The 26,986-nt window shown below is 60.3% G+C and carries 25 protein-coding genes and 1 tRNA gene; 20 read left to right on the top strand and 6 right to left on the bottom strand.

Translation table 11 applies throughout. The annotated features are described in order from the left end of the window. The first annotated feature begins 10 nt into the window (after positions 1–10). Positions 11–1,243 (top strand): FAD-binding protein, encoded by a 1,233-nt coding sequence (locus tag GKC41_RS02425; protein WP_154312787.1) that lies wholly within the window; start codon positions 11–13, stop codon positions 1,241–1,243. Positions 1,244–1,274: 31 nt separating this feature from the next. Here the strand turns inward: GKC41_RS02425 and GKC41_RS08755 are convergent, their stop codons facing one another. Further along, positions 1,275–1,469 (bottom strand): hypothetical protein, encoded by a 195-nt coding sequence (locus tag GKC41_RS08755; protein WP_198180466.1) that lies wholly within the window; start codon positions 1,467–1,469, stop codon positions 1,275–1,277. Positions 1,470–1,481: 12 nt separating this feature from the next. Here GKC41_RS08755 and GKC41_RS02420 point away from each other — a divergent pair, with 12 nt between their 5' ends. The 3 genes from GKC41_RS02420 to GKC41_RS02410 all read left to right on the top strand — a co-directional run bounded on the left by GKC41_RS02420 (position 1,482) and on the right by GKC41_RS02410 (position 4,786). Continuing rightward, complete coding sequence (locus GKC41_RS02420; protein ID WP_154312786.1) at positions 1,482–2,486, top strand: sugar kinase; 1,005 nt, start codon at positions 1,482–1,484, stop codon at positions 2,484–2,486. Positions 2,487–2,578: 92 nt separating this feature from the next. After that, on the top strand, positions 2,579–3,244 hold the full coding sequence (gene eda / locus GKC41_RS02415) for a bifunctional 4-hydroxy-2-oxoglutarate aldolase/2-dehydro-3-deoxy-phosphogluconate aldolase (RefSeq protein ID WP_154312785.1): 666 nt from the start codon (positions 2,579–2,581) through the stop codon (positions 3,242–3,244). Positions 3,245–3,340: 96 nt separating this feature from the next. Further along, a complete protein-coding gene (locus tag GKC41_RS02410; RefSeq protein ID WP_324612009.1) occupies positions 3,341–4,786 on the top strand; it encodes a tagaturonate reductase in 1,446 nt (481 codons plus the stop codon). A gap of 354 nt (positions 4,787–5,140) precedes the next feature. On the opposite strand, the gene GKC41_RS02405 is transcribed toward GKC41_RS02410, so the two are convergent. Together GKC41_RS02405 and GKC41_RS02400 are read right to left on the bottom strand one after the other, a co-directional pair. Next, positions 5,141–6,268 (bottom strand): mannonate dehydratase, encoded by a 1,128-nt coding sequence (locus tag GKC41_RS02405; protein ID WP_144178437.1) that lies wholly within the window; start codon positions 6,266–6,268, stop codon positions 5,141–5,143. A 74-nt stretch (positions 6,269–6,342) separates the two neighbouring features. Next, a complete protein-coding gene (locus GKC41_RS02400; RefSeq protein ID WP_324612008.1) occupies positions 6,343–7,929 on the bottom strand; it encodes a mannitol dehydrogenase family protein in 1,587 nt (528 codons plus the stop codon). Between the two features lie 301 nt (positions 7,930–8,230). Between GKC41_RS02400 and GKC41_RS02395 the strand changes: the two genes are divergently transcribed. The 7 genes from GKC41_RS02395 (at position 8,231) to dapC (ending at position 17,351) form a co-directional block, all read left to right on the top strand. Further along, the gene (locus GKC41_RS02395; RefSeq protein WP_154312783.1) at positions 8,231–9,298 is read left to right on the top strand and encodes a LacI family DNA-binding transcriptional regulator; all 1,068 of its coding nucleotides are present in this window, start codon (positions 8,231–8,233) and stop codon (positions 9,296–9,298) included. Further along, positions 9,295–10,305: a LacI family DNA-binding transcriptional regulator gene (locus tag GKC41_RS02390; protein WP_154312782.1), complete on the top strand. Its 1,011-nt coding sequence runs from the start codon at positions 9,295–9,297 to the stop codon at positions 10,303–10,305. The genes GKC41_RS02395 and GKC41_RS02390 overlap by 4 nt, the downstream gene beginning before the upstream one ends. Positions 10,306–10,459: 154 nt before the next feature. Then, positions 10,460–11,902 (top strand): glucuronate isomerase, encoded by a 1,443-nt coding sequence (gene uxaC / locus GKC41_RS02385; protein WP_154312781.1) that lies wholly within the window; start codon positions 10,460–10,462, stop codon positions 11,900–11,902. Positions 11,903–12,394: 492 nt separating this feature from the next. Then, positions 12,395–14,011, top strand: a complete 1,617-nt coding sequence (locus GKC41_RS02380; protein ID WP_229281564.1) for a UxaA family hydrolase — start codon at positions 12,395–12,397, stop codon at positions 14,009–14,011. Between the two features lie 216 nt (positions 14,012–14,227). Then, positions 14,228–15,751 carry an amino acid permease gene (locus tag GKC41_RS02375; RefSeq protein WP_154312780.1) on the top strand — a complete coding sequence of 508 codons (1,524 nt, stop codon included), beginning with the start codon at positions 14,228–14,230 and terminating at the stop codon, positions 15,749–15,751. A gap of 57 nt (positions 15,752–15,808) precedes the next feature. Further along, positions 15,809–16,126: a ferredoxin gene (gene fdxA, locus GKC41_RS02370; RefSeq protein WP_015022367.1), complete on the top strand. Its 318-nt coding sequence runs from the start codon at positions 15,809–15,811 to the stop codon at positions 16,124–16,126. A 70-nt stretch (positions 16,127–16,196) separates the two neighbouring features. Beyond that, a complete protein-coding gene (gene dapC / locus GKC41_RS02365; RefSeq protein WP_154312779.1) occupies positions 16,197–17,351 on the top strand; it encodes a succinyldiaminopimelate transaminase in 1,155 nt (384 codons plus the stop codon). On the opposite strand, the gene dinB is transcribed toward dapC, so the two are convergent. Next, a complete protein-coding gene (gene dinB / locus GKC41_RS02360; protein WP_154312778.1) occupies positions 17,348–18,619 on the bottom strand; it encodes a DNA polymerase IV in 1,272 nt (423 codons plus the stop codon). The two genes, dapC and dinB, sit on opposite strands and share 4 nt — an antisense overlap. A gap of 226 nt (positions 18,620–18,845) precedes the next feature. On the opposite strand from dinB, the gene GKC41_RS02355 reads away from it, so the two are divergent. Beyond that, a tRNA-Ser gene (locus GKC41_RS02355) sits at positions 18,846–18,932 on the top strand. A 139-nt stretch (positions 18,933–19,071) separates the two neighbouring features. Here the strand turns inward: GKC41_RS02355 and GKC41_RS02350 are convergent. Next, complete coding sequence (locus tag GKC41_RS02350; protein WP_154312777.1) at positions 19,072–19,734, bottom strand: IMPACT family protein; 663 nt, start codon at positions 19,732–19,734, stop codon at positions 19,072–19,074. 107 nt (positions 19,735–19,841) lie between these two features. Here GKC41_RS02350 and GKC41_RS02345 point away from each other — a divergent pair, with 107 nt between their 5' ends. The 3 genes from GKC41_RS02345 to rpsI all read left to right on the top strand — a co-directional run bounded on the left by GKC41_RS02345 (position 19,842) and on the right by rpsI (position 21,639). Next, entirely contained in the window at positions 19,842–20,474 is a 633-nt protein-coding gene (locus GKC41_RS02345) for an AbrB family transcriptional regulator (protein WP_154312776.1), read from the top strand. Positions 20,475–20,677: 203 nt separating this feature from the next. Next, the gene (rplM, locus tag GKC41_RS02340; protein ID WP_045935716.1) at positions 20,678–21,127 is read left to right on the top strand and encodes a 50S ribosomal protein L13; all 450 of its coding nucleotides are present in this window, start codon (positions 20,678–20,680) and stop codon (positions 21,125–21,127) included. A 20-nt stretch (positions 21,128–21,147) separates the two neighbouring features. Continuing rightward, positions 21,148–21,639 (top strand): 30S ribosomal protein S9, encoded by a 492-nt coding sequence (gene rpsI, locus GKC41_RS02335; protein WP_015022361.1) that lies wholly within the window; start codon positions 21,148–21,150, stop codon positions 21,637–21,639. 30 nt (positions 21,640–21,669) lie between these two features. Here rpsI and GKC41_RS02330 read toward each other — a convergent pair whose 3' ends face one another. Further along, positions 21,670–21,816, bottom strand: coding sequence for a hypothetical protein (locus GKC41_RS02330; RefSeq protein ID WP_154312775.1), 147 nt, complete (start codon positions 21,814–21,816; stop codon positions 21,670–21,672). 93 nt (positions 21,817–21,909) lie between these two features. Between GKC41_RS02330 and adhE the strand changes: the two genes are divergently transcribed. The 5 genes from adhE to rplW all read left to right on the top strand — a co-directional run bounded on the left by adhE (position 21,910) and on the right by rplW (position 26,985). Continuing rightward, entirely contained in the window at positions 21,910–24,732 is a 2,823-nt protein-coding gene (gene adhE / locus GKC41_RS02325; protein ID WP_324612007.1) for a bifunctional acetaldehyde-CoA/alcohol dehydrogenase, read from the top strand. Positions 24,733–25,019: 287 nt separating this feature from the next. Then, positions 25,020–25,328: a 30S ribosomal protein S10 gene (gene rpsJ / locus GKC41_RS02320; protein WP_006295278.1), complete on the top strand. Its 309-nt coding sequence runs from the start codon at positions 25,020–25,022 to the stop codon at positions 25,326–25,328. A 16-nt stretch (positions 25,329–25,344) separates the two neighbouring features. Beyond that, entirely contained in the window at positions 25,345–25,998 is a 654-nt protein-coding gene (rplC, locus tag GKC41_RS02315; RefSeq protein WP_015022359.1) for a 50S ribosomal protein L3, read from the top strand. 4 nt (positions 25,999–26,002) lie between these two features. Continuing rightward, positions 26,003–26,677: a 50S ribosomal protein L4 gene (gene rplD / locus GKC41_RS02310; RefSeq protein WP_045935715.1), complete on the top strand. Its 675-nt coding sequence runs from the start codon at positions 26,003–26,005 to the stop codon at positions 26,675–26,677. A gap of 5 nt (positions 26,678–26,682) precedes the next feature. Continuing rightward, on the top strand, positions 26,683–26,985 hold the full coding sequence (gene rplW / locus GKC41_RS02305) for a 50S ribosomal protein L23 (RefSeq protein WP_015022357.1): 303 nt from the start codon (positions 26,683–26,685) through the stop codon (positions 26,983–26,985). The last annotated feature ends 1 nt before the right edge of the window (position 26,986 follow it).

Raw genomic sequence — 26,986 nt, 5'->3', positions numbered from 1 at the left:
AGTGAAAGACATGCCAGAAGCAGTCACCTCCAGTATCTCAACTCCGACATTTGCTGATATCACCACCATGGGTGTGGGAGGACGCATTGCAGCCTTTGTTCAGCCACACGACAGGGTCGGGCTGATCGAGGCCGTGGAGGGCGCGGATTCCAAGGGGCTGCCCCTCTGCCTGATCGGTGGGGGATCCAACCTGCTTGCCTCTGACCAGGACTTTCCCGGCGTGGTTGTGCGTGATACCCGTCAGGACATCAGCGTGCCTGACGAGGTGGCCCCGCCTGAGGGCGGAGTTCCCGTCGTCCATATCAACGCCACGGCTGGGACCAACTGGGATGACCTGGTCTCCTACTGCGTGCGCATGCACCTGATCGGGCTGGAGGGCCTATCCGGCATCCCAGGGACTGTCGGGGCCTCGGTGGTCCAGAACATCGGCGCCTACGGCCAGGAGGTCGGACGCCTTGTCGACTCGGTCGAGGTATGGGACCGCCAGGACAAGGTCACCGCCTATCTGCGGGCCTCGGATCTGGATTTCGGATACAGGACCTCCCTGCTCAAGCAGACCATGTACCAGGCGCCGGCTGTGCCCGATGCAAGGTTCTTCCCCACGCCCCGCTATGTGGTCCTTTCGGTCACCCTGGTCCTGCGACATGGGTCCGCCGCTCGGGTGGATTCGGCCCAGCTTGCCAAGGCCCTGGGCGTGGAGCCCGGAGCAACCCTTCCCCTGGAGCGGATTCGACAGGCGGTCCTGACCGTCAGAGCAGGCAAGGGGATGTTGGAGGATCCTTACAGGTACCTGACCGACTGGATGGGATTATGCCGTCGAACCTCCGACTCGGAAGAGGCTCTGGAGGCGGTCCAGGATGACCTTCACGGCCCCAGGGGCGAACGGGTGCTGCTTGACCGCCACAGCTGCGGCAGTTTCTTCACCAATCCGATCATCAGTCGTGAGGCCGCGAATGCCCTGCCGGCTGATGCCCCGCGCTATCCTGTCGAGGGCTCGGCATTGGTCAAGACCTCGGCGGCTTGGCTGATTGATCATTCAGGCTTCCACAAGGGCTTCTCCTTGGAGGAGGGGTCGGCTGCAGCCCTGTCCGACGTGCATACGCTGGCCTTGACCAACCGGGGAGGCGCCGGCTCCGACGACATGGTGGCCTTGGCCCGTGCCATACAGAAAGGCGTAGATTCCACCTTCGGCATCCGCCTGATTCCCGAACCTGTCACCCCGGGTATCGACTTGGCCTGGTAACCCCTGCTCCAAGCTCCGTTTCTTCCGACCCTCAGATCGACGCAAAGATCTGGGGGTCTTTTTTTAAAAAAGCGTTCATAAAAATGCCGGGATAAGCAACAGCTGGCAACATATTCCTCCGCCACCGCTCTATCACATAGCTTGAAAACATCAATGGACGAATCGGACCGTCACCTGCGTTGTCGCTGGTTGAAACAGACCTGTCGGATCCATCGGTCCTGGTCATGGAAGGAATGGTATGGCGGTTTCCCACGACATAGCGGTCAGCGGCGTCCGTCCCGGCAAGGTCCTCCTGGTCGGCGAGGGTATGGGGCTCTTCGCTGCAGGCGAGGAGGGGCCCTGTAGCGAGGTCGGATCTTTCAGCGCCTCGGTGGCAGGTGCGGAGCTCAACGTGGCCATTGGCCTGGAGCGATTGGGCCAGCATCCGGTCTATATGACTCGCATAGGTCAGGATCCAATAGGCGAACGGATTCTGTACTTCATGCGGCAGAACGACTTGGACACCTCCTTGGTCGGCAAGGATGCCACTCGTTCCACTGGCTTTATGATGAAGTCCAAGGTAGATCAGGGAGACCCCAAGACTTATTACTTTCGTAAGGGATCAGCGGCTTCGGCCTTGGGTCCGGCCGATGTCAAGGCCATCGACTGCAGCGGAATCTCGCTGATGCATATGACCGGAATCCTTCCGGCGCTTTCGGAAAGTGCCCTGGAAGCCAGCAAAGCGCTGGTTGAGATGTCATGGGCCAATCACATTTTCGTTTCCTTTGACCCCAATGAACGTCCGGCTCTCTGGAAGAGCGACAAGCAAATGAAGCAGACGCTTCTGTCCTTGAGCGCCAAGGCTGATCTGGTCCTTCCAGGCATTTCCGAAGGCAGGCATCTGTTCGGGCTGGACAATGTCCGCGATATCGGCCAGGCCTTCATTGACAATGGCGCCCGTTATGCGGTGGTCAAGGACGGGCCCGATGGAGCCTACGCGACGGACGGTCACGATGGCGTCTATGTTCCTGGTTTCAAGGTTGATGCGGTGGTGGACACAGTCGGTGCCGGCGACGGTTTCGCAGCCGGTGTCTTGTCGGCCCTGCTTGAAGGCCGACGCATGTCCGAAGCCTTGGAGCGCGGGTGTGCCGTTGGCGCCATGCAGACCCAGGTGGTATCCGACAACGAAGGCTTGCCTGACAAGGCCCGGTTGAATGACTTTATTGCCCGACACCAGCGGGCGGTGGTCAGACAGGTTGGCTGAGCCGTTTTATCTGGGCGACGATCAGAAGTCCTCCATGGACAGGCGATGGATTCGATTCAACAAGTTCAATTCCACAAGAGAAGGAAGCAGGCATGAGCGAGTTTGACAAGGCGGATGTACCAGAGGAGCGAATTGGATTGATTGATCTGATCAGAACAATCAAAGTGGTTCCTCTGGTGACCCTGCATTCACCTGAGGAGGCGGTTCCTTTGGCCAGGGCCCTGGCTGCCGGTGGAGTGCCCATCGCAGAGGTCACTTTCCGATCGGCTGCCGCCTTGGACGGGATGCGGGCTATTCACGACCAGGTGCCTGAGGTGACCCTGGTGGCAGGAACCGTGCACACGGTCGACCAGGCACGCCAGGCAGTGGAGACAGGCTGCAAGGGTATCGTTTCCCCGGCATTCAGCGATGCTGTGGTCGACTGGTGCCTGGGCTCTCGGATACCGGTCTTGCCTGGAACGGCGACTCCCAGCGACATTGAGAAAGCCTACGATCTTGGGCTGCGTTTCACTAAGTTCTTCCCAGCCGAGGCTTACGGCGGCGTCAAGACCTTGAAGGCGCTCTCTGGCCCCTTTGCCGAGATGAACTTCTTGCCCACCGGGGGAGTCGGGTTCGGGAACGCCCGGGAATACATGGACCTGCCCAACGTCTTTGCTGTGGGCGGGAGTTTCCCCGTACCATCCCAGGCCCAGCGCCAAGGCGACTGGAAGGCCGTTGCTGATGCCTGTGCTCAGGCCAGGCAGGTGGTGCAAGGCTGAGTGTCTGGGTCCCGGGTTGGTCATCGGTCGCCAAGTTCGATGGTCTGACCGGATCTCCTATATGGGCGGGATGCAAGCGGACGGAAAGGAAGCATTGTGGAAAGACTACAGGAAGCAGTGGCCGTGCATCTGGGGCTGACTGGTACACAGGCAGCTCAACGACCCATCAAGATCATCCAGTTCGGTGAGGGAAATTTCCTCAGAGCATTCGTTGATTGGATAGTCCAGCAGCTCAACAACAAGGGCTTGTTCGGGGGGAACGTAGCAGTTGTCCAACCCCTTGAAAACGGCAGGGTCCATTTCTTGGAGGACCAGGAGCGGCTCTATACAGTCATTCTAGAAGGTCTCAAGGATGGTAAGCCCGTCCGCAGCCATGAGCTGATTGACTCTATCGGCAAGACGGTCGACCCCTACCGGGACTGGGATGGGTTTCTGGCTCTGGCCGATGATCCCGATACGAAGATCATCATCTCCAATACCACCGAAGCAGGCATTGCCGTCAACGATGGGGATAAGGTCACGGACCAGCCACCAGCGGGATATCCGGCGAAGTTGGCTCATCTGCTCAAGCGTCGGTTCGACAGGTCCATGCCAGGCTACCTGATTATGCCCTGCGAGCTCATCGCTGACAATGGTCCGGCCCTGCATCGTGCTCTGATAAATGTCGCTGAACGGTTCGGGTGGGGTAAGGACTTCATCGAGTGGCTTGATCGGGAGAACACTTTCGTATCCACTCTCGTGGATCGGATAGTCCCCGGCTACCCGCGTGAAGATGCCCAGGAGCTTTGGGAGATGCTGGGCTACGAGGATCAGAACATGGTCAAGGCCGAACCCTTCCTGCTTTGGGTCGTAGCCGGTGACCAGACCGCCCAGCGCAAGGTTGATGAGCTGCTTCCCGCGCGGAAGGCAGGAATCGACCTGGTGACCTGCGATGCTGTACAGCCCTACCGTGAGCGCAAGGTTTATCTGCTCAACGGTCCTCATACCACCATGGCCCAGGTGGCTCGGCTGGCCGGATTCAAGACCGTAGGGCAGGTCATGGGCGATAAGACCATGCGCTCTTTCATTACCCGCGAGATGGAGGAGGAGATCATTCCCGTCCAGACCCTGCCCAAGGAGGAGCTGGAGAACTTCGCTGCTGCGGTTCGCGAGCGGTTCGACAACCCCTTTGTCCAGCATTCTTTGGACTCCATAGGGTTGAACTCGGTCTCCAAATTCGTCTCCCGCCTTCTCCCGCTGGTCACGGCCAACGTAGAGCAGGGGCGTGGGCTTCCCGAACGCATCATCCTGGCGCTGTCCTGCCTCTTGTGGACTTATGGCGGCAAGGCCGGTGATGCTGTGAAGATTCAGGATGATCAAAAGGTCATTGATGCCTTCCACGAGGCTGCCGGTCAGGGGGATTTTGTCAGTCGGATTCTTTCCGATGCTTCCATTTGGGGCCATGACCTGACCAGGATTGCTGGACTAGTGGAAGCTGTACAGAAGAACCTGGACGATTTGGCCGACCGGGGTGTCCAGCCCCTGATTGACCGATTGGCATGAGCCAACGGTGCAAACGAGGGGGTCAGTTGCTTCGAGGCAATTTGATTCCCGCGTTTGCAAGTATGTCGGCTTTCCCAGGTTAAAGGAAACTTCCCACAGGGCGTGGTCCTGACGGGAACACTGAACAAGTGTCTGATGCCGGCTCGGGTTTGCGATTGACCCGGACTAGCATCAGACACTTCCTTATTGTTAAGGGTTTCTTCTGCTCCACATTCAGGTCTGCTTCGCTGTCGGGCCAGACATGTCTTGACGGATGAGACCAAGCAATAAGTTACTGGAATGGTGGCAGTGAGAAAATAAAGGGCCCCCTTGCCGAACAGCATGACAAGGGGGCCCTTGCTTGATTTTGCCCCATCAACGGTTGTAGCGGTAAGCGTCCCAGACTCCAAGCAGATACTGGATGCCCATGGCGCGGTCATAAAGGCCGTAGCCTGGCCGCGGTCTACCGGCCTCCGTGTTCTCGCTCCACAAATGCCGTCCGTGGTCGGGGCGGATGTAGCCCTGGTAATCGGCCTCGGCGTAAGCCTTCATGATGCCGACGGTGTCCACGTTCCCCTCGCTGGCCCGGTGACCCACCTCGTAGAAAGAGCCCTGCTCGTCGGTGAACCGGATGTTGCGCACGTGGCTGAAGTAGATCCTGTCCATGAAGGTCTTGACTGCATCCACGGCATCGTTACCCCGTCTGGATGAGAAGGATCCCAGGCACAGGCACAGTCCGTTGCAGGGGCTGGGATTCAGATCCAGCACTCGTTGGATCCCCTCCTTGCTGGAGACCACGCGCGGCCAGCCGAACAGGTCGAAGGCAGGGTCGTCGGGGTGGACGGCCAGCTTGACCCCGTAGCGCTCGCAGGTGGGGATCACGGCATCCAGGAAGTACTTGTAGTTGGCGTACATCTGCTCGTGGTCCATTCCCTGATAAGCTTCCATCAGTTCAGGCAGATGGGCAAGCCGTTCAGGTTCCCAGCCGGGCACAGTCAGGGATCCGGCCCCCTTCAGGGTTTCGTCGATGATTCCCTGCGGGCTGAGCTGGTCCACCTGGTGCTGGTTGTAGTAGAGGGCGGTGGACCCGTCTGGGCAGGGGTGGAACATCTCCGTGCGCAGCCAGTCGAAGACCGGCATGAAATTGTAGGTGACGACTTTGACCCCGGCCTTGCCCAGGTTGGCTACGGTCTCGATGTAGGCGTCAATGGCCTGGTCACGGCTGATCCCGAGGACCGTCGAACCGGTCTTGATGGACTCATGAACGTTGACCGACTCAACCACATCGGCGTTGAAGGTCTTGGTTATGCCTGCCGCCCGATCCCTGGCAGACAGCTCGGTGATTGTCGCCATGGCCTCTTCGATTTCATCCGGCTGCCAAACCTCGCCGGCCTGTTTATGGTGCAGGGACCAGACAATGGTCTCCACCCCCGGAATCTGACGAATATCATCTAGGCTGATGGTGTCGTTGCCTTGGCCGTACCAGCGGAATCCCATGTGCATAATGCTCTCTCCTTACATCCGGATCGGGCGGACCCGGTCATTGTGTGCCTTGCTCAGTCAGTGGATTGCCGATGTCACCAGGCGCTTGCAGCCTTGTGAAGGGTGCTCGCTACAGCGCCATTGCCCTGGCACATGGCGGTCAGGAAGGTCTCGATTTTGTCGGCCAGAGGGGTGGCGTTCAGATCGGTTCCGAAGATGGAGGTATCGGCCAGGATGGACTTGATGGTCGTCGTCAGAGTCTCCTTCTTGGCTGACCCATTGAGTGGGATGTCAACCAGAATCCGTTGAAGCTCCTCCAGGCGCGGGTCTGGGCTCAGCTTGACCGGCCGTCCTGCATCGTCGGTTCCATTGCCGTCCGAACCGATCAGCAGCCGCAGCCAGGCGGCGATGATTAGTGGGATGGCTTCCAGATCGGCGGTGTCAAGGTCCTTGGCTTGGATGTACTTGCTGATGGTGATTCCGTATCTGACCGGAATCTTCTGAGAGGTGTCGGCGCAGATACGCGCCGGTGTATCGGGCAGACCAGGATTGGGAACCCTGATCTCGATGACCTGGCGGAGGAACTCCTTGGGGGAGAAGATGCCCGGGTCCTCGACCACAGGCAGTCCTTCCACATACCCCAGGCGGGTGACCAGGGCCTTGAGGTCCGGGTCGGCGATGGTCTTTGACATGGTCGGATACCCTAGGAGCATCCCGAAGATGGCCAGGGCCGTGTGCAGGGGGTTCAGGCAGGTGGTGACCTTCATCTGGTCGGCGGCGTTGACTGTATCCTTGTCGGCCATGTAGACCCCTGCTTTCTCCAGAGGCGGGCGGCCTGCGGGGAAGTCGTCCTCGACCACCCAATACCAGGTTTCCTCAGTGTTGGTATAGGGGGCCATGGCGGTTCCGCCCCTGGTCCGGAAAGGTTCCGCGTCGGCGATGCCCAGAGCCTTGAGGCGGCGACCCACCTCCTTGTCGGGGTTGGGAGTGATTCTGTCGATCATGGTCAGCGGGAAGGTGATCTTGTTCTTGTCTCTGAGGTAGTCGCCGAAGCCTTTTTCGGCCAGGCCCCTTCCTATCCACTCGTCAGCCATCTGTCTGACGGCTTGGCCGAACCGCTCCCCGTTTCGTGAGAAGTTGTCGGTGCTGACCAGGGCCAGTGGAAGGGCACCGGCCTGGTAGCGCTCCAGCAGGAGGGCTGTGATGACTGCGATGGCGCTCTTGGCTTTATCAGGTCCGCCCTCGAATTCCGGAGCGATCCACGGCAGCGGCCGACCTTGGGAGTCGACCAGGGCATAGCCTTTTTCGGTGATGGTCGTTGTGACCATCTGCAGGCTGGGATTGCGGAAGACCAGCCTCAGATCACGTAGGGGCTTCGGATCCTCGCCCAGCGGGTAGGCGCCCGCAACGGAGGTGACCAGGGAGGTTTTCATGGATCCGTCTGCTTTCAGGATGACCTGAAGATAGCGGTCGTCGAAGGGAGTGTAGGCCTGATCGACAATGGCGGGGTCGAAGGATTCGGCCACCAATATGCCTCGGTCGGTGGCGCCTGAATCCAGAAGTTTTTGGGCAATGGGAGCGTGAACCGCCCTGAAGAGATTGCCGGCCCCGAAGTGAACCCAGGTAGGCGAGCGCTTGGTGGTCTGGCGCATGGCTTCGATGTCGTAGGTTGGCAGAGTCACGCCGGCCTTCTGCCAGGCTGCGGACTCATTATGTATATCGTCACTAAGGTGAAGCATCAGTGCCTTCCTTTATCAAAAAAACATATCGCGGAGACCAGGCGTAAACGCTTGCCCATCCTGCTTCCGAACCTACCAAGTCAGTGCCCGTATGCTTTCGGAGTTGCAATTTGTTTCTCATCAAACTGCTGTCGGCTGCTGTGGGACCGGGAAGTCACTTATACTTGGATGTTAGAAGTGCTCGGCGCCGTTGGCGTGCATTTCATGCGATATGGGGCATACGAAGGAAGGCTGATACATATAGATGAAGACCGGAGCAGATTCGGGTAGTGATTCCTCCACGGACAACCGCCGTATCACCATATATGATGTGGCTCGCCAGGCTGGAGTATCACCTTCAACGGTCTCGCGTACCTTCTCGCGCCCGGATCGGGTCAGTATTTCGACGGCTCGAATGGTTCAGAAGGTCGCTGATGCACTGGGCTATCACAGCGATATCGTCGACAGCCGGTCAGGTTCGCAGGGCAGGGGGCTGGTAGCGGTCATTGTGCCTGACCTGGGCAATCAGTTTTTCACCGGCGTCATTCGCAGCATCCAGGACGAGTGTGAGCGCTTCCGCTTTGAAACCCTGATTCTTGATACCCGGGAGTCCATCGCCAGGGAGCGAACGATCGTCGATACGGTCGCCCCCGTGGTCTCGGGAATCATCCTGGTCTCCCCAAGGATGCCCGATGCCATGATCCGCAAGTGCGCCCAGCTGCGTCCCCTGGTCAGCGTCAACCGTGACGTCAGGGGTGTATCCAGCATTAGCATCGACGTGGCCAAGGGGGCCTGCCAAGCGGTCGACTACCTGTACTCATTGGGCTATCGGAGTCTCACCTATTTGGATGGTCCGGCAGCCTCATGGTCAGGAGGTATCCGGTGGCGGCATATCTTCAATGAATGCGACGCCAAGGGGATGAGCGTCAAGCGCTCGCTGCCTTGCGCTCCTACCTTTTACGGAGGCTATTCCTTCGCAGAGAAGTACATGGACGACCCCACAGGTGCGGTCATCGCCCATAATGATCTGATGGCAATCGGCCTGATCGTGGCCCTCAGAAGGCTTGGTTGCGAGTGCCCTCGTGATATCTCCGTCATCGGGTTCGACAACGACACCATGTCCATGGTGAGCAGTCCGCCTCTGACCACCATTCATATGTCCCTTTCAGTCCTTGGGCGGGGGGCTGCCGACCTCCTTATGCGGCGTCTTTCCGGAACCGACCTGTCTGTAGCCCCGAGGGTTCCAGCCCGTCTGGTCATCAGACAGAGCACGGGTGCCAGGTCGAGCAAGCCTTTGGGCCTAAATGAGGCAGAGAAGGAATCTCGGCCATGAGCGGTCATGACCGTTCCAGGCGTGTGACAATCAGAGAGGTGGCTGACATGGCCGACGTCTCCCCCTCCACGGTATCAAGAGCATTCGCTCGGCCTGATAGGGTCAGTGCGGCCACGTCCAAGCGGATATTCGCCGCAGCCGACGCACTGGGGTACTATACGGAGCCGGTCGATACGGTTCCGTCCAGGACGCTGCAGGGCATGATCGCCATCATCGTTCCGGACATCACCAATCAGTTCTTCTCCGACATCATCCGTTCCGTACAACACGAGTTCAATCTGGCTGGATTTGCCCTTATCGTCGCGGAATCAGAGGAAAGTGCCAGTAGGGAGCGGCAGGCCTTCAATAGGATCGCCGCCTATGTGGACGGGGTAATTCTGACCTCATCGAGAATGCCTGATGCCATGATCCGCAAGTGCGCTCAGACCAGGCCCATCGTCGTGGTCAACCGGACTGTGCGTGGGGTGCCCAGTGTGGTCATCGATATTGGCACTGGTATCCGCCAGGCCGCTGAACTGTTGGTTTCCATGGGTTTTTCACGAGTGACCTATCTCGATGGCCCTTCTGCGTCATGGTCTGTGGGAGTCAGGTGGAATCACACTTACGAAGAGTTCCGTAAGCGCGGAGTGACTGTTAGACGAATTTGGCCGGGTCTTCCCACCTTCGTCGGTGGGTATGCCTTGGCGAAGCAGTATCTGAATGATCCTACGGGCGCCGTCATTGCTCACAATGACCTGATGGCCTTGGGTTTCATGGCTGCTATGCGTCGTCAGGGTATTCGCTGTCCGGACGACTATGTGATCATTGGATTCGACAACGACACTATGGCACAGGTAAGCGATCCGCCATTGTCCAGCGTGGGTAACACCCCGCCGAAACTGGGAAAGACAGCAGCCGGCATCCTTCTGGATCGGCTGAATGGCCGAACTAATCCGGCGCAGAGCATCACGATTCCCTCCCACCTGATCGTCCGGGAAAGCACAGGTAAGGCTACATCAGGTTCCTGATCAAGGAAGGTTCCGACAAATCATGGCAACATCGAGACCGTCCCTTTGCAGGCACGCATAGGCTGACAAATAGCATATGTGAGTTCCGATTGTGTGACTGTTTCGCCTGTCTGTTGGTCTGTACAGGAGGATTCTGAGCATCGCGGAAATTCGAATGCCGGACTTGCTGTTTTTGATTAAGGAGTTTGTAGTGGCTTTCCTGGATGACGATTTTCTTCTCGGGACGCGGTTGTCTCGGGAGTTGTTCCATGACGTGGCTGAGAATCTTCCCCTGGTGGATTATCACTGCCATCTGCACGCCAAGGAGATCTATGAGGACCCCAACTTCGATAATATCGTCGATGCCTGGCTGACAGATGGACACAATTATGGAGACCACTATAAATGGCGACTGGAGAGGGCCAATGGTGTTCCGGAACGGCTGATCACCGGGGACGGCGACCCTTGGGACAAATTCATGGCTTACGCCCGGACCATGGAACAGGCTGTGGGCAGCCCGGTCTATCTATGGACCCACATGGAGCTGCGGAGGTACTTCGGCATCTACGAACCCCTGACCACCAAGACCGCCAGGTCCATCTTTGATCAGACCAACGAGCTGCTGGCCACCCCGGACTTCTCGCGAAGAGCACTTCTGCGTCGCATGAATGTCAAGATTATCTGCACCACGGATTCCCCTGAGGATAATCTGGAGTACCACGATCGATTCGCCAAGGAGGGGGAGCCCTTTAGGATGGTTCCCGCCTTCCGTCCGGATGCGGCCCTGAATCCGACCGCCAAAGGGTATGGCGATTGGATCGGCACAATGGAGTCGGTCTGTGGCAAGCCGATCAATGACTTCAGCGGGCTTGTCGACGCTCTGCGTGATCGGGTGGATTACTTCCACCGGCATGGTTCCAGACTCTCCGACCATGCTGTCGATGTGGTGGAGTTCGCTCCGGCGACTGCTGAGAATTTGGATGCCATTTTCAGCAAGGCCAAGGCCGGACTGGGCCTGGACAGGCAGGAACAGGCCCAATACCGTGCGGCCGTCCTTCTTGAACTGATGCGAATATACAAGGATAAGGGCTGGACCATGCAGCTGCACCTTCAAGCCAGTCGCAACAACAACTCGACGGCTTTCCAGAAGCTTGGAGCCGACACGGGTTACGATTCCATGGCTGACAACTCGGTTGCCGCCCCCCTTGCCGCCCTTCTTGACCAAGCGCAGAGTTCGAACATTTTGCCCAGAACCATCGTCTATTCCCTCAATCCCAACGACTACATGGCCATAGCCACTGATTTAGGCTGCTTCGGAGGCGATGACAGGGGCCAGCTTCAGTTGGGCAATGCCTGGTGGTTCAACGACACCGTCACCGGGATGCGTCGGCAGCTCGAAGTTCTGGCTGAAACCTCACTCCTGGGCAATGCGGTAGGAATGACCACGGACTCCCGCAGCTTCCTGTCCTTCCCCAGGCATGAACTCTTCCGCAGGGTGCTCTGCGGGCTCTTGGGCGACTGGGCCGCCCAAGGTATCATACCTGATGACAAGGAGTATCTGGCTCCTCTGGTGCGTGCGGTCTCCTATGGGAACGCTCTGGCCCTCTTTGAGGGCTAAGGCCCGAGTAGTCGGCGGTAGACTTGCGCTATACGGTTTGGCGGTGGACAGTTCGATTCGGGGGTAACAAGGGTCTTGGGCAAAATGGCTCTCGGGTCTACGGCCTTTCCTGACTTTGTCTCGCCTACGCCCTCACCGGCCACGCCGATTACTGTGGATGGTCAGGGTTCCACTGAGCAAGGCGTTATGCCGAACGTGACTCTGGTGCCTTATAAACACAGAGTGAGGGTGGGGCCAAGCTCTCCTTTAAGGTCAAGGATCAGCCTCAGCATGGTCTGCTTACTATGCATGAGGAGGTGCCTTCTGGCTTCTCTTGCGGGAATCCTCATGGGGCAGGCGGCTCTCATTGGGATTAACCGGCATCTCAAGTCGGAACGCTAGTCAAATATGGCCCGCGGACCCAGCCTTAGAAGAGGGGGTCCGGGGCCTTTTTCTGTGCAAAGGCTGGCAACAAAGTGACTGGTATCATAGAGGACTTGTTAGCTTGACAATATGAGTGACGCAAAGAAGCATTGCATGATTCCAGAGGGCGGCTCCACAGGATTCGTCTCCACCTGTGGTGACGGCAAAGCCGCTGGTTTGAAACATGACTATATCAATGATATACCGGCGCGGACCGGTCAGGATACGATTCTGCTTAATCCTACGGATATGGTGGCCGTCGCTGCCAGAAATCTGGAGCCCGGCGAAAGGGTCGTGGTAGAGGGTCGTGGCGAGGTGACGGTGCTTGACCGAATTCCTCGCGGACACAAACTCGCGCTTCAGGACATTGCCGAGGGTGAGGACGTCATCAAGTATGGCTATGCCATCGGCCATGCCAAGGAGGCTATCACTACGGGACAATGGGTCCACACCCACAATGTGGACACCAACCTGGGCGCCGATCTGAACTACCGTTATCAGCCGGTTACCGACACTGTCAAGCCGGGCAGTCCGACCGGGACTTTCCAAGGATATCGGCGCGCTACAGGCAAGGTGGGCATCCGCAACGACCTCTATATCGTCCCAACCGTAGGCTGCATCAATAGTCTGTGCAACGCCATGGCACGATCTTTTTCAGCCCGCCATCCCGGCAACGGGTCTTTTGACTCGGTGATCGTGGCGCGTCATCCTTATGGATGCTCCCAACTCGGCGGCGATCTGGTCTACACCAGGCGTTGTCTTCAGGACATTGCCACCCACCCTAATGCCGGGGGTGTGCTCCTCGTTGGTCTGGGGTGTGAAAACAATCAGATGGAGGACATGCTGAGCACCCTGGGCGAATATGACACGAACCGGGTTCGTTGGATCATATGCCAGGAGGTGGAGGACGAGCTGGATGAGGCCGATGCCCTCCTGGACCAGATTAACGAGGCGGCCAAAGGTGATCACCGTGAAGAGGTGCCCATGTCCGAACTCAAGGTCAGCGTCAAGTGCGGCGGGTCCGATGGAATGTCAGGCATCACGGCTAACCCGCTGGTCGGTCGGTTCGCTGAATGGGTGGTTACCCAGGGCGGTTCCGTGGTTCTGGCCGAGGTCCCTGAAATGTTCGGGGCCGAGCAGGTCCTGATGAGTCAGGCACGCGACGAGCGGGTCTTCCATGATATCGTCGACCTTATCAACAATTTCAAAGGATTCTTCCGGAAATACGGCGAAGTTATATCCGACAATCCCTCTCCAGGCAACAAGGAGGGCGGAATCACGACTCTGGAGGATAAATCCTTGGGCTGCATCCGCAAAGGCGGTCGTTGTGAGGTCGAGGATGTGCTCAACTATGGCGACCATATCTCTAGACCTGGGCTCTCTCTGCTGCAGACGCCAGGCAACGACCTTGTCTCCAGTACGGGAATGGCCGCGGCCGGAGCGCAGGTAGTCCTCTTCACTACAGGCCGGGGCACTCCATTCGGAACTTTCGTGCCTACAATGAAAGTAGCCACCAATACGCCTCTGGCCACCAAGAAGCATCGTTGGATTGACTTCGATGCCGGCCGTCTTCTGGATGAGCCCGGAGATCAGGTTTTCAACGATTTTCGTAATAAAGTCCTTTCAGTGGTCAACGGCGAGCAGACCTGCAATGAGCGTAACGGCATGCAGGACATTGCCATCTTCAAGGATGGTCCGACTGAATAGAGTGCGGGTTTCACCAAGTGGGCACCCTGGCCGAAATAGCTGGGGTGCCTTGTTGTATATTGGCGGATACTTGTGCCTTGATCGAGTTGCCGATTCCGGAAGACTTGTCAACGGGTAATATCCCGAAATGAGCAAAGTCCGGACTTGTGTATTCCCATCTCCTATAGTGATGGGCCGGAGGAGCTTACGGCACAATAAGTCACGATTGGGAGCGGGATGGAATTATTCAGGAAGAAATCGGTTGAACAGACTCTGGCAGAGACCGGGGAGGAGGGCAGGTCGCTCAAGCGGACGCTGACCACCTGGGATCTGGCCATCATGGCCGTCGCAGTGGCCGTGGGCGCCGGCATCTTCTCGGTGGGGGCACAGGCGGCGGCCTTCCATGCGGGGCCGGCCGTCATCATCTCCTTCGTCATCGCAGGCATCGTCTGCGCGGCAGCCGTCATGTGTTACGCGGAGTTCGCCTCCATGATCCCGGTTTCAGGCTCGGCCTACACCTTCACCTACAACACCATGGGCGAACTGGTGGCCTGGATCATCGGCTGGGACCTGATTCTGGAGATGCTTATGGCTGCCTCGGTCATCTCCAAGTACTGGGGCGTCTACCTGAACGACTTCATCCATCTTATGGGCGGCACCTCATTTAGCTCCAGCTTCCACGTGTGCCTGCTGGACGTGGACCTGGCCCCGCTGGCGGTCGTCACCCTCTTCACGGTCCTTCTGGTCCTGGGCACCAAGCTTTCTGCCCGGTTCGACGGCGCCTTGACCGTCCTCAAGATCGGCATTGTGGTCTTCGTCATCGTGGTGGGCTTCTTCTACGTCAAGTTGGACAACTATAGGCCCTTCATCCCGCCGTCCGAACCGGCCTCGGCTGTTCCGGGTGCCAGCGTTCCGGGAATCATGGGTCAGCCGCTCTGGCAGTGGGTCTCTGGCATGCAGCCCACCATCTACGGTGTCCCTGGCATCCTCTCAGGCGCTGCCCTGGTCTTCTTCGCATTCGTGGGCTTCGATATCGTAGCTACTACCTCCGAGGAGGCCAAGGAACCCCACAAGACCATTCCTCGCGGAATCGGCCTGGGCATGCTGATCGTCATCACCCTGTACATCCTGGTCGCCATCGTCACCACCGGCATGGTCTCCTACAAGGACCTGGCCAAGGCCAAGAACCCCTCCCTGGCCACCGGCTTCGAGATGGTCGGCGCTCCCTGGGCTGCCAAGATCATCTCCTTCGGCATCGTGGTGGGGCTGACCACCGTGGTCATGGTGCTCCTGCTGGGGCTGACCCGCATTGTCTTCGCCATGAGCCGTGACGGGCTTCTTCCCCGTGCCCTGTCCCGCACCGGCCGTCACGGCACGCCTGCCCGCATCCAGATCCTGGGCGGCATCGTGGTGGCCGTGGTGGCCTCCTGCTTCCCCATAGACGTCCTGTCTGACATGGTCAACATCGGCACGCTCTCGGCCTTCCTGCTGGTGGCCATCTCCCTGCCCATCATGCGCAAGCGCCGGCCGGACCTGCCCCGGTCCTTCAAGATGCCCGGTAACCCCTGGGTTCCCATTCTGATCGCCCTGGCCTGCCTCTGGCTCATGCTCAACCTGACCGTGCTGACCTGGATCCGGTTCGTTGTCTGGTTGGCTGCTGGACTGGCCATCTACTTCGGCTATTCCTACCGGCACTCCCTGCTCGGTCGGCATCAGCTGAGTGGGAAGATATCCAAGGCCACCCAGGCCGGTCTGGACTGACCTGGAGCGTCGGCGCTGGAGTGTAGAGTGAATACTCGCATACTCAGGAGGTAACTCATGACCTACGTCATCGCTCAGCCCTGCGTGGACGTCAAGGACAAGGCCTGCGTGGACGAATGCCCGGTGGACTGCATCTACGAGGGCGTCCGCTCGCTCTACATCAACCCCAACGAGTGCGTGGACTGCGGCGCCTGCGAGCCGGTCTGCCCGGTGGAGGCCATCTTCTACGAGGACGACCTGCCCGAGGAGTGGACCTGGTACAAGGACGCGGCGACTGATTTCTTCGCCCAGGTGGGGGATGCCGGCGGCGCTGCTGCGGTCGGCCCCTACGATCACGATCCGGAGGGTGTGGCAGCACTGCCGCCCAACAAGTAGTCGATTAAGGCTGACGAGCCGCGGATGGGAGCCAACCCACCGCGGCTTATTCATAAGAGAAAGGCGGGCCATGGGTTTTCACTCTTTCCGATCCCCCTACGACTGGTCAAGGATTGACCCCTACCGGCGGCGTGCTGAGCAGTGCCCCGGCGGTCTGGTTGACCTCTCGGTGGGTTCGCCGGTGGATCCTGTGCCCAGGTCGGTCAAGGAGGCCTTGGCTGCGGCTGCGGATGATGGACAGGCACGAGGATATCCAAAAACTACCGGTGACGGCCTCCTGAGGCAGGCCGCGACCGACTGGTTCCGTCGTCGCCGCGGGGTCGATCCGGATGCCATTGGCGCGGATCTGGTGCCCACGGTCGGGTCCAAGGAGGCGGTGGCACTCATGGCCTCCCTCCTGCATCTGGGACCGGGGGACCGGGTGGTGCAGCCGAGGGTATCCTATCCCACCTATGCCATCGGAACCCAGCTGGCCGGGGCCCAGGTGACGACCGTGGACGATCCTGCTGATACGGATTCATGGATGAACCTGCCTGGTGTGCGAGCAATATGGATCAATTCGCCAGGCAACCCCAGTGGGCGGATCATCGACCGAGCCGGGTTGGCCAAGATCGTGCGGGCGGCCCGTTCGATAGGGGCCACGGTCCTGAGCGACGAGTGCTATGCCCTGCTGGATTGGTCAGAGCCGGATCGAGTCGGGCGGAATGCGCAGATCCCCGCCTCGCCCTGCATCCTGGAATCGGAAGTTTGTGGCGGCGATGCCAGCGGGATACTCTGTCTGTACTCAATGAGCAAGCAGTCCAACATGGCCGGGTATAGGGCGGCCCTGGTGGCTGGCGATGCCCAACTGGTGAAGGCCATGACCGCCTACCGCAAGCAAGTGGGATTGATTGTGCCAGGTCCGGTGCAACGGGCCATGCGGGCCGCGCTGGAGGATGGCGAGGCTGTGAGGGTCCAGCGCAATATCTACGCCCGTCGCCTGCATGCCCTGGATGAAGCCCTCAGTTCTTACGGATACGATGCCGTCATGCCCCAGGGCGGCCTGTATATCTGGGCACCGGCCCGCTCGGGCGACTGTTGGGCCGATATGGCGGACCTGTCCCGCCTGGGTATTCTGGCCAGTCCAGGGGAGTTCTACGGGGATGGCCACTATCTGCGATTTTCGTCAACCATCACTGACGAGCAGCTGGAGCTGGCCCTGGGGCGTCTGCAGAGCGCCGCTTAGAGGCCCATGCTGACTGAGCCCTTGCCGTAGCGGCTTCTGATGGAGTCCATGGTGGCCTCTGCCTGATCCAGGCGCTGGGACTCGCTGCCGGTGCGACGTTTGCTCTCGTGGATGATGTCTTCCAAGGAAGGCTGGATGGGAGTGTCCTCCACCCGGCTCAGACCGGATGCGCTGACACCGGCCAGACGGATCAGCCTGGGCAGGGGTGTGTCCATGGGCACGCCGTCGGGCAATCCCAGCATGGCCTTGAGCAGACCGACCGCTTGCGGATAGATGCGGTTGGCTGAGTTGACCGGGGTTTCCAGGGTGTGGGCCTTGGTCATATAGCGCAGATCATCGAAGCGCAGTTTGACGGTGATGGTCCGGGCGATCAGGTCGTGCGATCGCAGTCCGGTGGCGACCTCGTTGCTGCAGACGCGCAGGAGGTCGCAGACCTGCTTCATGCTGGTGGTGTCGTGTAGAAAGGTGCGTTCCGCACCCAGGGACTTCTCCGGCGCCCGCGGTTGGACCGGATCGTCGTCCAGTCCGTGGGAGGCCTGTGCCAGCTTCCTGGCTGTAAGGTTCGAGCCCGTGGCCCGAGTCAGATCCCGCTCGTTCATGGTGGCCAGGTCGGCCACGTCCTTGATGGCCCAGGCGTTGAGCCGCTTCTCCAGGGCCGGTCCGATTCCGGGAATGCCACGCAGGGGCATCAGCTGGACGAACTCGGCCTGCCGGGCCCTGGGAATCAGCAGCATACCGTCGGGTTTGGCGTTGGTGGAGGCCATCTTGGCCACCAGCTTGTTGGTGGCGACGCCTACCGAGCAGGTTACGTGGAATTGACGTGCCACGCTGGCCCGGATCCACCGGGCGATGGCCGTGGGCATGCCCCAGCGGATGAGCGCCCCGGACACGTCCATGTAGCATTCGTCCACAGAGACCTGCTCGATCTGATCGGTGATTCGTGAGAAAACCGTATCAAATATCCGTCGTGAGATGCCTCGGTAATAGGCCATGTCAACCGGGAGGAAGACCCCTTGAGGGCACAGTCGTCTGGCGCGTGCCAGGGGCATGGCCGAGTTGATGCCGAAGGCCCTGGCCTCGTAGCTGGCCGCGGAGACCACAGAACGCCGTCCGGTGCCGATGATGACCGGCCGGCCTTGCAATTGCGGGTGTCGAGCGACTTCGCAGGAGGCGTAGAAGGCGTCCATGTCAATGTGCAGCACCGTGCAGCCGGTCTCGTCATGTCCCCAGTCCTTCTTGGCGGCTGCAAGCCTTGGTGCGGTACTCATGGCTCCATGATAGAAGGGGGTCCCGGAGGAACATGCGATAAATTATTCTCAGGCATCGATTCTTGGAGAAGGTTCGTTTTTATGGTTTTTATCCATAAAAGTGAACGGTTCCGTGCCCTGCCTTGCCGCTTCCTGTCGCCCCGGCGAGTCAGGTCGGTCAATCATGGTATTCTATTGTTTTGTTCTCGAAACTCTGGGGCTAGGGCCCCGGCTCGGGAGCCTGCATGGAGACGTGCCTGAGTGGCCGAAAGGGGCACCCTGCTAAGGTGTTGACTGCGCAAGCGGTCCAGGAGTTCGAATCTCCTCGTCTCCGCCTGATGACCGGTGATCGTTGATCCTGCTCGATTGCCGGTCTTATTCATTATCAGTTCATTATCAGTCGGTGCTTGGCATAAGCCTGTCCGGAAGGATATACCCCAGCCAGGCAATGGCTGTATGGATTGCTTTGACTGTTATGAGGCAGACGAAGCCTTGTTCCCGGACAGAGGAATCAGCCTGCGGCCTTCCCCCAGTGTGCTGGGCTGGGCCCGGCCCTGCAGAAGATCATCCAGTCGGCCGTGAAAGGCCGGTACCGCTGCGGGCTCCAGGTCGTAGGTCAATCGGACCCTATCGGTGAAGTCTTCGGTCTCCACGTGTCCTCCCGAGTTGCGGATCAGACGGCGGAGGGGTTCGTACTCTGGATAGTCCACAGCGATCGTGAAGCGCTGCGTCGGGAGCACGCGTGCCGATCTGGCCGCCTTGAGCGCCAGGGAGGCTGCTGAGGAGTAGGCGCGGATCAGTCCACCTGACCCTAGAAGAATCCCTCCGAAGTATCGGGTCACCGTCAGGGCGCAGTCGGTCAGCCCCTGCCGACGCATGACCTCAAGTATGGGCTTGCCGGCCGTTCCGGAGGGCTCCCCGTCATCGCTCATGCGCTCGCTGGTGCGGCCCTCGGGTCCCCAGATCGCGCAGTGGCAGACGTGTCGGGCCTTGGGGTGTTGCAAGCGGACCTCCTGGACGAAGGCCATGGCCGCCTCCTGGTCCTCCACGTGGCAGGCCTGGCCGATGAACTCGGACTTGCGCTCGGTCAGGGAGCCTGTGGCCGGTTTCTGCGGCGTATCCAGTATGGTGAGCAATCGGCTTGCCTCCTATGCCTATCGTCTCCTCGGTTCCTGCGTTATCTCCATGCTAGAGGGGATCCCGGGTCGAGCCCGTTATCAAGGAGACGACCTAAGCTGGCCCCATGACCAATCCCCAGGACCAACCGGAAACCGAATCACCGTCAGCCGGCAAGCCCCACGAGGCCCTGACCGTTTTCTACGAAAGGCTCAGGCACTCTACGGATACGGCCGAGCTGCATGAATTCGCCCGCAGTCCCCTGCCCGACAAGTCCGATCAGGCCGCCTTCTCCCGCTTTACGGCACTGCTGGAGGCCGTCGCCGGCAATGAGCACACGCCGGTGGAGGACAGGATCTACCTGGCACAGACCATGCCCTTCCCCAACATCCTGGTCAAGCTCTCCCAGGATTCCAGCGTGGAGGTCCGTCGGGCGGTGGCCGCCAACAAGGACGACAAGAACTGGTTGGCCGGTCTGCTCACCAAGGACGAGGATGCCGGAGTCAGGGCTGCAGCGTTGACCAATCCCATGACCTCCTGGAAGATGCGCCTGGAGGGCGCCCAGGACGAGCGTACCGATGCTGATACCTTGGACTTTCTGGGAGCTCTCGGCACTCGCGAGGAGCAAAATGCCCCCCATGTGCTGGCTGCCATGGTGCGCCGGGCCGTGGCCCTGAATCCCAACACCGGGCAGGCCACCCTTGATGCCCTGCGCAAGGACCCGGACGGGCAGGTGGCACGGGCAGCAGCCTCCCGCTGAGACCGGGGCGGACGCGAATTTTGACGAATGGCACTCAGGCGTTACAATAATGGATTGTTGTGTTTCCCTAAGGGGTCCTCAAAGCGCTTTTCCCACTCGCCGTCTAGGACTTTAAGGGAGCCCACGGAATACATGGCTTTCGGCCAGCATGGCAGCATGCGGCGCGGAGAGCCCGAAACACAATGCAAGGAAAAGGTTGAATCGTGAAGACTTTCACCCCGAAACCAGCCGATCTGACACATGACTGGTATATCGTCGACGCCTCCGGTGTGGTGCTGGGTCGTCTGGCAGCCCAGGTGGCCGATCTGCTGCGTGGCAAGAACAAACCCACCTATGCGCCCTACGCCGACTCCGGCAACAACGTCATTGTCATCAACGCCTCCAAGATGGTGCTGACAGGCAACAAGAGCGACAAGGTGCTCTACACCCACTCCGGCCGCCCCGGCGGTCTGCGCCGCGACTCCTACGGGCAGTTGATGGAGCACAATCCCGAGCGCATCATCATGACGGCGGTCAAGGGCATGCTGCCCAAGAACAAACTGGCCAAGGTCCAGCTGACCAGGTTGCGGGTCTTCGCAGGCGAGGAGCATCCTCACACCTCCCAGCAGCCCATTGAGTACAAGATCCATCAGGTCGCCCAGCAGGCCAAGTAGGACCAGAGGAGATAATCATCATGGCTGACAACAACAACAGCTCCGCGGTTCTTGAGGCCGAGGAGACCAGCGCTTCCTACACTTCCGAGACCAACGCCGGTGCAGGCACCGGCACCTCCGCCATCGAGCCGGGCTATGGCACCGGCCGCCGCAAGGAGGCAGTCGCCCGCGTCCGTCTGATTCCGGGCTCCGGAAAGTGGAGCATCAACGGGCACACCCTGGAGGAGTACTTCCCCAGCAAGCTGCACCAGCGCGAGGTCAACTCGCCCATCGTGCTGCTCAAGCTCGAGAACAAGTTCGACGTGGTTGTGCGCGTCGAGGGCGGCGGCGTGACCGGCCAGGCCGGCGCAGTCCGTCTGGGCGTTGCACGCGCCCTGAACGCCATCGATCGGGATGCCAACCGTCCTGCCCTGAAGAAGGCCGGGTTCCTGACCCGTGACGCCCGCGTGGTGGAGCGCAAGAAGGCCGGTCTGCACAAGGCCCGTCGCGCCCCGCAGTTCTCCAAGCGCTGACGTTCGCAGTTTCTTCCATCCCCAAGGTCCTCACGGACCTTGGGGATTTTTCATGCTTGGATCCATGCCTGGCCAGCCCAGTTCCAAGCGAACGACAAAGCGCACGTTGGGGTGCGGAAAATGACCAGGAAAACCACGAATTCCCACACGACACGCTTCAAGCGAACGTTCGCTCATCCGGGGGCTCAATGGTGCCCCCTTGGGTCTATATTGTGACTTTCGTCACGTTATGACGGATGTCTTTCGTGGACCGCCACGGTCTGAGACTGTATGAGACCTTCTGCCGGCCCTCATCGGCATCCGCGGAACATGAGGAGGGCCAATATCTTGGCTGGAACGCAGAAGCAGAAGCAAGAGCATCAGGTGAAGGAGCCGGCAACCGGCAGGGAAGACACCCGGGCCGACGGCAGTGAGCTGGCCCGCAAGGAGGTGGATGCCCTGGTCGTCCGAGCGCAGTCGGCTTTACATGCCTTTGAGGAGCTCGACCAGAGCCAAGTGGATCGGATTGTGGCCAAGGCCTCGATTGCGGCCCTGAACAAGCATCTGTCCCTGGCTCAGATGGCCGTGGAGGAGACCGGACGCGGCCTGGTGGAGGACAAGGCCACCAAGAACATCTTTGCCTGCGAGCATGTGACCAATTACCTGGCCAGGCAGCGCACCGTGGGCATCATCAGCGAGAACGATGTGGACGGCATCATCGAGGTGGCCGAGCCGGTGGGAGTTGTAGCCGGCGTGACCCCGGTGACCAACCCCACCTCGACAGCCATCTTCAAGTCGCTGCTGGCCCTGAAGACCCGCTGCCCCATCGTCTTCGGATTCCACCCCTACGCACAGCGCTGCTCGGTGGAGGCGGCCCGGATTGTCCGCGACGCCGCCATCGAGGCGGGCGCTCCGCGCGATTGCATCCAGTGGATCGAGCACCCCTCAGTCGAAGCCACCGGCGCCCTCATGCAGCACCCCGGCGTAGCCACCATTCTGGCCACCGGGGGCACCGGCATGGTCAAGGCCGCCTATTCCTCGGGCAAGCCGGCATTGGGCGTAGGTGCCGGCAATGCCCCGGCATATGTGGACCGCAGGGTCAACGTGCCCCGGGCCGTCAACGACCTGATCCTGTCCAAGCATTTTGACTACGGCATGATCTGCGCTACAGAGCAGGCCATCATCGCCCATCAGGATGTGTATGGCCGGGTGATCGAGGAGATGAAGCGGCGCAAGGCTTACTTCGTCAACCCCGAGGAGAAGGTCAAGCTGGAGGAGTACATGTTCGGCGTGCGGGCCCATGCCGGTACCGATGCGCCCGCTCCCAGGCTCAACTCCGAGGTTCCGGGCAAGTCCCCCCAGTTCATCGCCCGCCAGGCCGGCTTCAAGATACCCGAGGATGTGACCATTCTGGCCGCCCAATGCGACCAGGTCGGCCCCATGGAACCCCTGACCCTGGAGAAACTGGCACCGGTTCAGGCCGTGCTCAAGGCCAGCAACAAGGAGGAGGGCTTCACCCTCTGCCAGCAGATGCTGCGTTATGGTGCCGGACATACGGCGGCCATCCACACCGACGATGAGAGGCTGGTGCGTGAGTATGGACAGCGCATGCATGCCTGCCGGATCGTCTGGAACCAGCCCAGCTCCCTGGGCGGCATCGGCGACATCTACAATGCCATCGCCCCCTCCCTGACCCTGGGTTGCGGCTCCTACGGCGGCAACTCGGTCTCGGGCAACGTCCAGGCGGTCAATCTGATCAATATCAAGCGGATCGCGCGGAGGAACAACAACATGCAGTGGTTCAAGGTGCCCCCCAAGACCTACTTCGAGCCCAACTCCGTCCGCTATCTGCGCGACATGTTCGGCATCCGCCGGGCCGTCATTGTCTGCGACAAGGTCATGGAGCAGCTGGGAATCGTCGACAAGATCATCGATCAGCTGCGGGCCCGGCCCGAGCCGGTCACCTTCCGCATCATCGACTACGTGGAGCCGGAGCCCAGCGTCGAGACGGTGGAGCGCGGTGCGGCCATGATGCGCGATGAGTTCGGCCCCGACACCATCATCGCTGTGGGCGGCGGCAGCCCTATGGACGCAGCCAAGATCATGTGGCTGCTCTATGAGCACCCGGAGATTTCCTTTGCCGATGTTCGGGAGAAGTTCTTCGACATCCGCAAGCGGGCCTTCAAGATTCCGCCCCTGGGCACCAAGGCGAGGCTGGTCTGCATTCCCACCTCCTCGGGCACGGGTTCGGAGGTCACCCCATTCGCGGTCATCACCGACCACAGGACCGGATACAAGTACCCCATCACCGACTACGCCCTGACCCCCAGCGTGGCCATCGTGGATCCGGTTCTGGCCCGCACCCAGCCCAAGCAGCTGGCCTGCGACTCGGGCTTCGATGCCCTGACCCACTGCATGGAGGCCTTCGTTTCGGTCTATGCCAATGACTACACCGACGCCATGGCCCTGCACGCCGCCAAGCTGATCTGGGACAACCTGGAGTCTGCCGTGGGCACCGCCGGCGGCGAGGCCAAGGTGCGCGCCCAGGAGAAGATGCACAATGCGGCGACCATGGCTGGCATGGCCTTCGGCTCGGCCTTCCTGGGCATGTGCCACGGCATGGCGCATACCATCGGAGCCCTCTGCCATGTGGTCCATGGGCGGGCCAACTCCATCCTCCTGCCCTATGTGATCCGCTACAACGGGCGGATCCCGGACGAGCCGACCAGCTGGCCCAAGTACAGCGAGTATGTGGCCCCGGAGCGCTACAGGCAGATGGCCCATGTATTGGGCATCGAATCCGCTACCCCCGAGGAGGGCGTGGAGCTCTTGGCCCGTGCCGTGGAATCCTACAGGGACGAGCGCCTGGGCATGGATGCCTCCTTCCAGGCTGCCGGAGTGGACGAGGACCTCTACTGGCGGTCCCTGGATCAGATCGGCATGCGCGCCTATGAGGATCAGTGCACGCCGGCCAACCCCCGCATTCCGCTGATTGAGGACATGAAGGACATCGCCGTGGCCGCCTACTATGGAGTCACCCAGGAGGAGGGCCACCGGATGAGGGTTGCCCGCCAGGGCGAGGATGTGCTCCAGGAGGCCTCCCGGCGGTCCTGACAGGGCCGGAATTGAGCCGGGGGGTTCCCCTGGAAGCGGTGCGACACGCCCGGATTCTTCTAGGGGAACCCTCGTGCTTTAATAAGAAAGTTGCCTGTTTTGGGCTCGCATTTTGTCAATCACAATAGCGGGTGCAGCGAGGAGTCCCATCCCCACGGGATTCTCCACGGCTGCGCATGGATCCGGCTGAGGCCTGTCGGGAGGAATGTCTCCTTGCGGCCGTCGTTCCGTGCCCTCGAAACAGACTGGGTAATCAGTTCATAGATCGCTAGAAAGGGCGGACGGCAATGGCGGGACAGAAAATCCGCATCAGGCTAAAGTCCTATGACCATGAGGTCATCGACCAATCGGCGAAGAAGATCGTCGAGACGGTGACGAACGCGGGCGCAACTGTGGTTGGCCCCGTTCCGCTGCCGACTGAGAAGAACGTGTATGTCGTCATCCGTTCTCCTCATAAGTACAAGGACTCCCGCGAGCACTTCGAGATGCGCACCCACAAGCGCCTGATCGACATCGTGGATCCCACGCCCAAGGCTGTGGATTCGCTGATGCACATCGATCTGCCGGCGGACGTCAACATTGAGATCAAGCTGTAGGGGAGGAGGAAACCGCATGGCTGAAGAGCAGAGGAACCGCAAGGCTCTCCTGGGCCGCAAGCTGGGCATGTCCCAGGTCTGGGACGAGAACGGCTTCTTCGTCCCGGTGACCCTGGTGGACGTGTCCACCAACGTGGTGACCGCGGTCAAGAACCAGGAGAAGGACGGCTACCAGGCCATCCAGATCGGCTACGGGCAGATCGACCCCACCAAGGTGACCAAGCCGCTGGCTGGACACTTCGCCAAGGCCGGAGTGACCCCGCGTCGTCACCTGGTCGAGGTCCGCACCGCCGATGCCGACAGCTATCAGCCCGGCCAGGAGCTGGGCCTGGACCTGCTGCCCGAGGGCAGCGAGGTCGATGTGACCGGAACCACCAAGGGCAAGGGCTTTGCCGGCACCATCAAGCGCTGGGGCTTCAAGTCCTACCGCCGCACCCACGGTTCGCACAAGAACGAGCGTCGTCCCGGTTCAGTGGGCGCCTGCGCAACGCCCAGCCGCATCCTCAAGGGCAAGCGGATGGCCGGCCGCATGGGTCACGACACCTCGACCGTCCAGAACCTGACCATCGTCTCCGCAGATGCCGAGAAGGGCGTCATCGCCATCAAGGGTGCCTTGCCCGGGCCCCGCGGCGCCATCGTCCTGGTTCGTTCGGCAGTGAAGGGAGCCTGAAACCATGGCTAAGTTGACTCTGAACATCACCGACGCCCAGGGCAAGAACACCGGTACCGTGGATGCACCCGAGCAGATCTTCGGCATTGCCGAGGAGGATGTCCGCTCACACGTGCCGCTGATCCACCAGGTGGTTGTCGCCCAGCTGGCAGCAGCCCGCCAGGGCACGCATTCGGTCAAGACCCGGTCCACCGTCTCAGGCGGCGGCCGCAAGCCTTGGAAGCAGAAGGGCACTGGACGTGCCCGTCAGGGTTCCATCCGCGCTCCCCAGTGGACCGGTGGCGCCATTGTCCACGGCCCGCAGCCGCGCGATTACTCCCAGCGCACCCCCAAGAAGATGAAGGCCGCAGCCCTGCGCTACGTCCTGTCCGACCGGGTCAACGCCGGACGCGTGCACGTGGTCGACTTCGGCATTGGCGAGACTCCGTCCACCAAGGCAGCCAAGGCGGCCCTGCTGCCCCTTGTCGACAACAGATTCACCACCGTCGTGCTGTCCCGTGAGAACATCAACGAGTGGCTCTCCGTGAGGAACCTGCCCACCGTCCATGTCCTCTTCGCCGATCAGCTCAACACCTACGATGTGGTCACGGCCGAGGATGTCGTCTTCAGCAAGGATGGCTTTGATGCCTTCCTGGCTGCCAAGAGCGGCGTCAAGTCCGAGACCGTCAAGGAGGCCTGATTTTCATGGCAGCTATTCACAAGCCAGCACACGACATCATTCTGCGCCCGGTAGTCTCCGAGAAGAGCTACGCCAACTCGGACCGCGGCCAGTACACATTCGTGGTTGACCCTGATGCCAACAAGGTCGCCATCAAGCAGGCCATCGAGCAGATCTTCAACGTGAAGGTCACATCGGTCAACACCCTCAACCGCCAGGGCAAGCGGACCCGGACCCGTACGGGCTGGGGTCGTCGCGCCGCCGAGAAGCGCGCCATCGTCAAGGTGGCCGAGGGCCAGTCGATCGATGTCTTCGGTACCAACAACTGAA

The sequence above is a fragment of the Bifidobacterium asteroides genome (assembly GCF_009683175.1).
Classification (GTDB): domain Bacteria; phylum Actinomycetota; class Actinomycetes; order Actinomycetales; family Bifidobacteriaceae; genus Bombiscardovia; species Bombiscardovia asteroides_H.
Note: the sequence above shows the minus strand (reverse complement) of the source record. Positions and strands in the feature narration are given on the sequence as shown.

Bases quoted from the DNA above. Each gene is read 5' to 3' on its own strand.
- GKC41_RS02425 (WP_154312787.1), top strand. From the start codon at position 11: ATGCCAGAAGCAGTCACCTCCAGTATCTCAACTCCGACATTTGCTGAT.
- GKC41_RS08755 (WP_198180466.1), bottom strand. From the start codon at position 1,469: ATGACCAGGACCGATGGATCCGACAGGTCTGTTTCAACCAGCGACAAC.
- GKC41_RS02420 (WP_154312786.1), top strand. From the start codon at position 1,482: ATGGCGGTTTCCCACGACATAGCGGTCAGCGGCGTCCGTCCCGGCAAG.
- eda (WP_154312785.1), top strand. From the start codon at position 2,579: ATGAGCGAGTTTGACAAGGCGGATGTACCAGAGGAGCGAATTGGATTG.
- GKC41_RS02405 (WP_144178437.1), bottom strand. From the start codon at position 6,268: ATGCACATGGGATTCCGCTGGTACGGCCAAGGCAACGACACCATCAGC.
- GKC41_RS02395 (WP_154312783.1), top strand. From the start codon at position 8,231: ATGAAGACCGGAGCAGATTCGGGTAGTGATTCCTCCACGGACAACCGC.
- GKC41_RS02390 (WP_154312782.1), top strand. From the start codon at position 9,295: ATGAGCGGTCATGACCGTTCCAGGCGTGTGACAATCAGAGAGGTGGCT.
- uxaC (WP_154312781.1), top strand. From the start codon at position 10,460: ATGCCGGACTTGCTGTTTTTGATTAAGGAGTTTGTAGTGGCTTTCCTG.
- GKC41_RS02380 (WP_229281564.1), top strand. From the start codon at position 12,395: ATGAGTGACGCAAAGAAGCATTGCATGATTCCAGAGGGCGGCTCCACA.
- GKC41_RS02375 (WP_154312780.1), top strand. From the start codon at position 14,228: ATGGAATTATTCAGGAAGAAATCGGTTGAACAGACTCTGGCAGAGACC.
- fdxA (WP_015022367.1), top strand. From the start codon at position 15,809: ATGACCTACGTCATCGCTCAGCCCTGCGTGGACGTCAAGGACAAGGCC.
- dapC (WP_154312779.1), top strand. From the start codon at position 16,197: ATGGGTTTTCACTCTTTCCGATCCCCCTACGACTGGTCAAGGATTGAC.
- dinB (WP_154312778.1), bottom strand. From the start codon at position 18,619: ATGAGTACCGCACCAAGGCTTGCAGCCGCCAAGAAGGACTGGGGACAT.
- GKC41_RS02345 (WP_154312776.1), top strand. From the start codon at position 19,842: ATGACCAATCCCCAGGACCAACCGGAAACCGAATCACCGTCAGCCGGC.
- rpsI (WP_015022361.1), top strand. From the start codon at position 21,148: ATGGCTGACAACAACAACAGCTCCGCGGTTCTTGAGGCCGAGGAGACC.
- GKC41_RS02330 (WP_154312775.1), bottom strand. From the start codon at position 21,816: ATGAGCGAACGTTCGCTTGAAGCGTGTCGTGTGGGAATTCGTGGTTTT.
- adhE (WP_324612007.1), top strand. From the start codon at position 21,910: ATGAGACCTTCTGCCGGCCCTCATCGGCATCCGCGGAACATGAGGAGG.
- rpsJ (WP_006295278.1), top strand. From the start codon at position 25,020: ATGGCGGGACAGAAAATCCGCATCAGGCTAAAGTCCTATGACCATGAG.
- rplC (WP_015022359.1), top strand. From the start codon at position 25,345: ATGGCTGAAGAGCAGAGGAACCGCAAGGCTCTCCTGGGCCGCAAGCTG.
- rplD (WP_045935715.1), top strand. From the start codon at position 26,003: ATGGCTAAGTTGACTCTGAACATCACCGACGCCCAGGGCAAGAACACC.
- rplW (WP_015022357.1), top strand. From the start codon at position 26,683: ATGGCAGCTATTCACAAGCCAGCACACGACATCATTCTGCGCCCGGTA.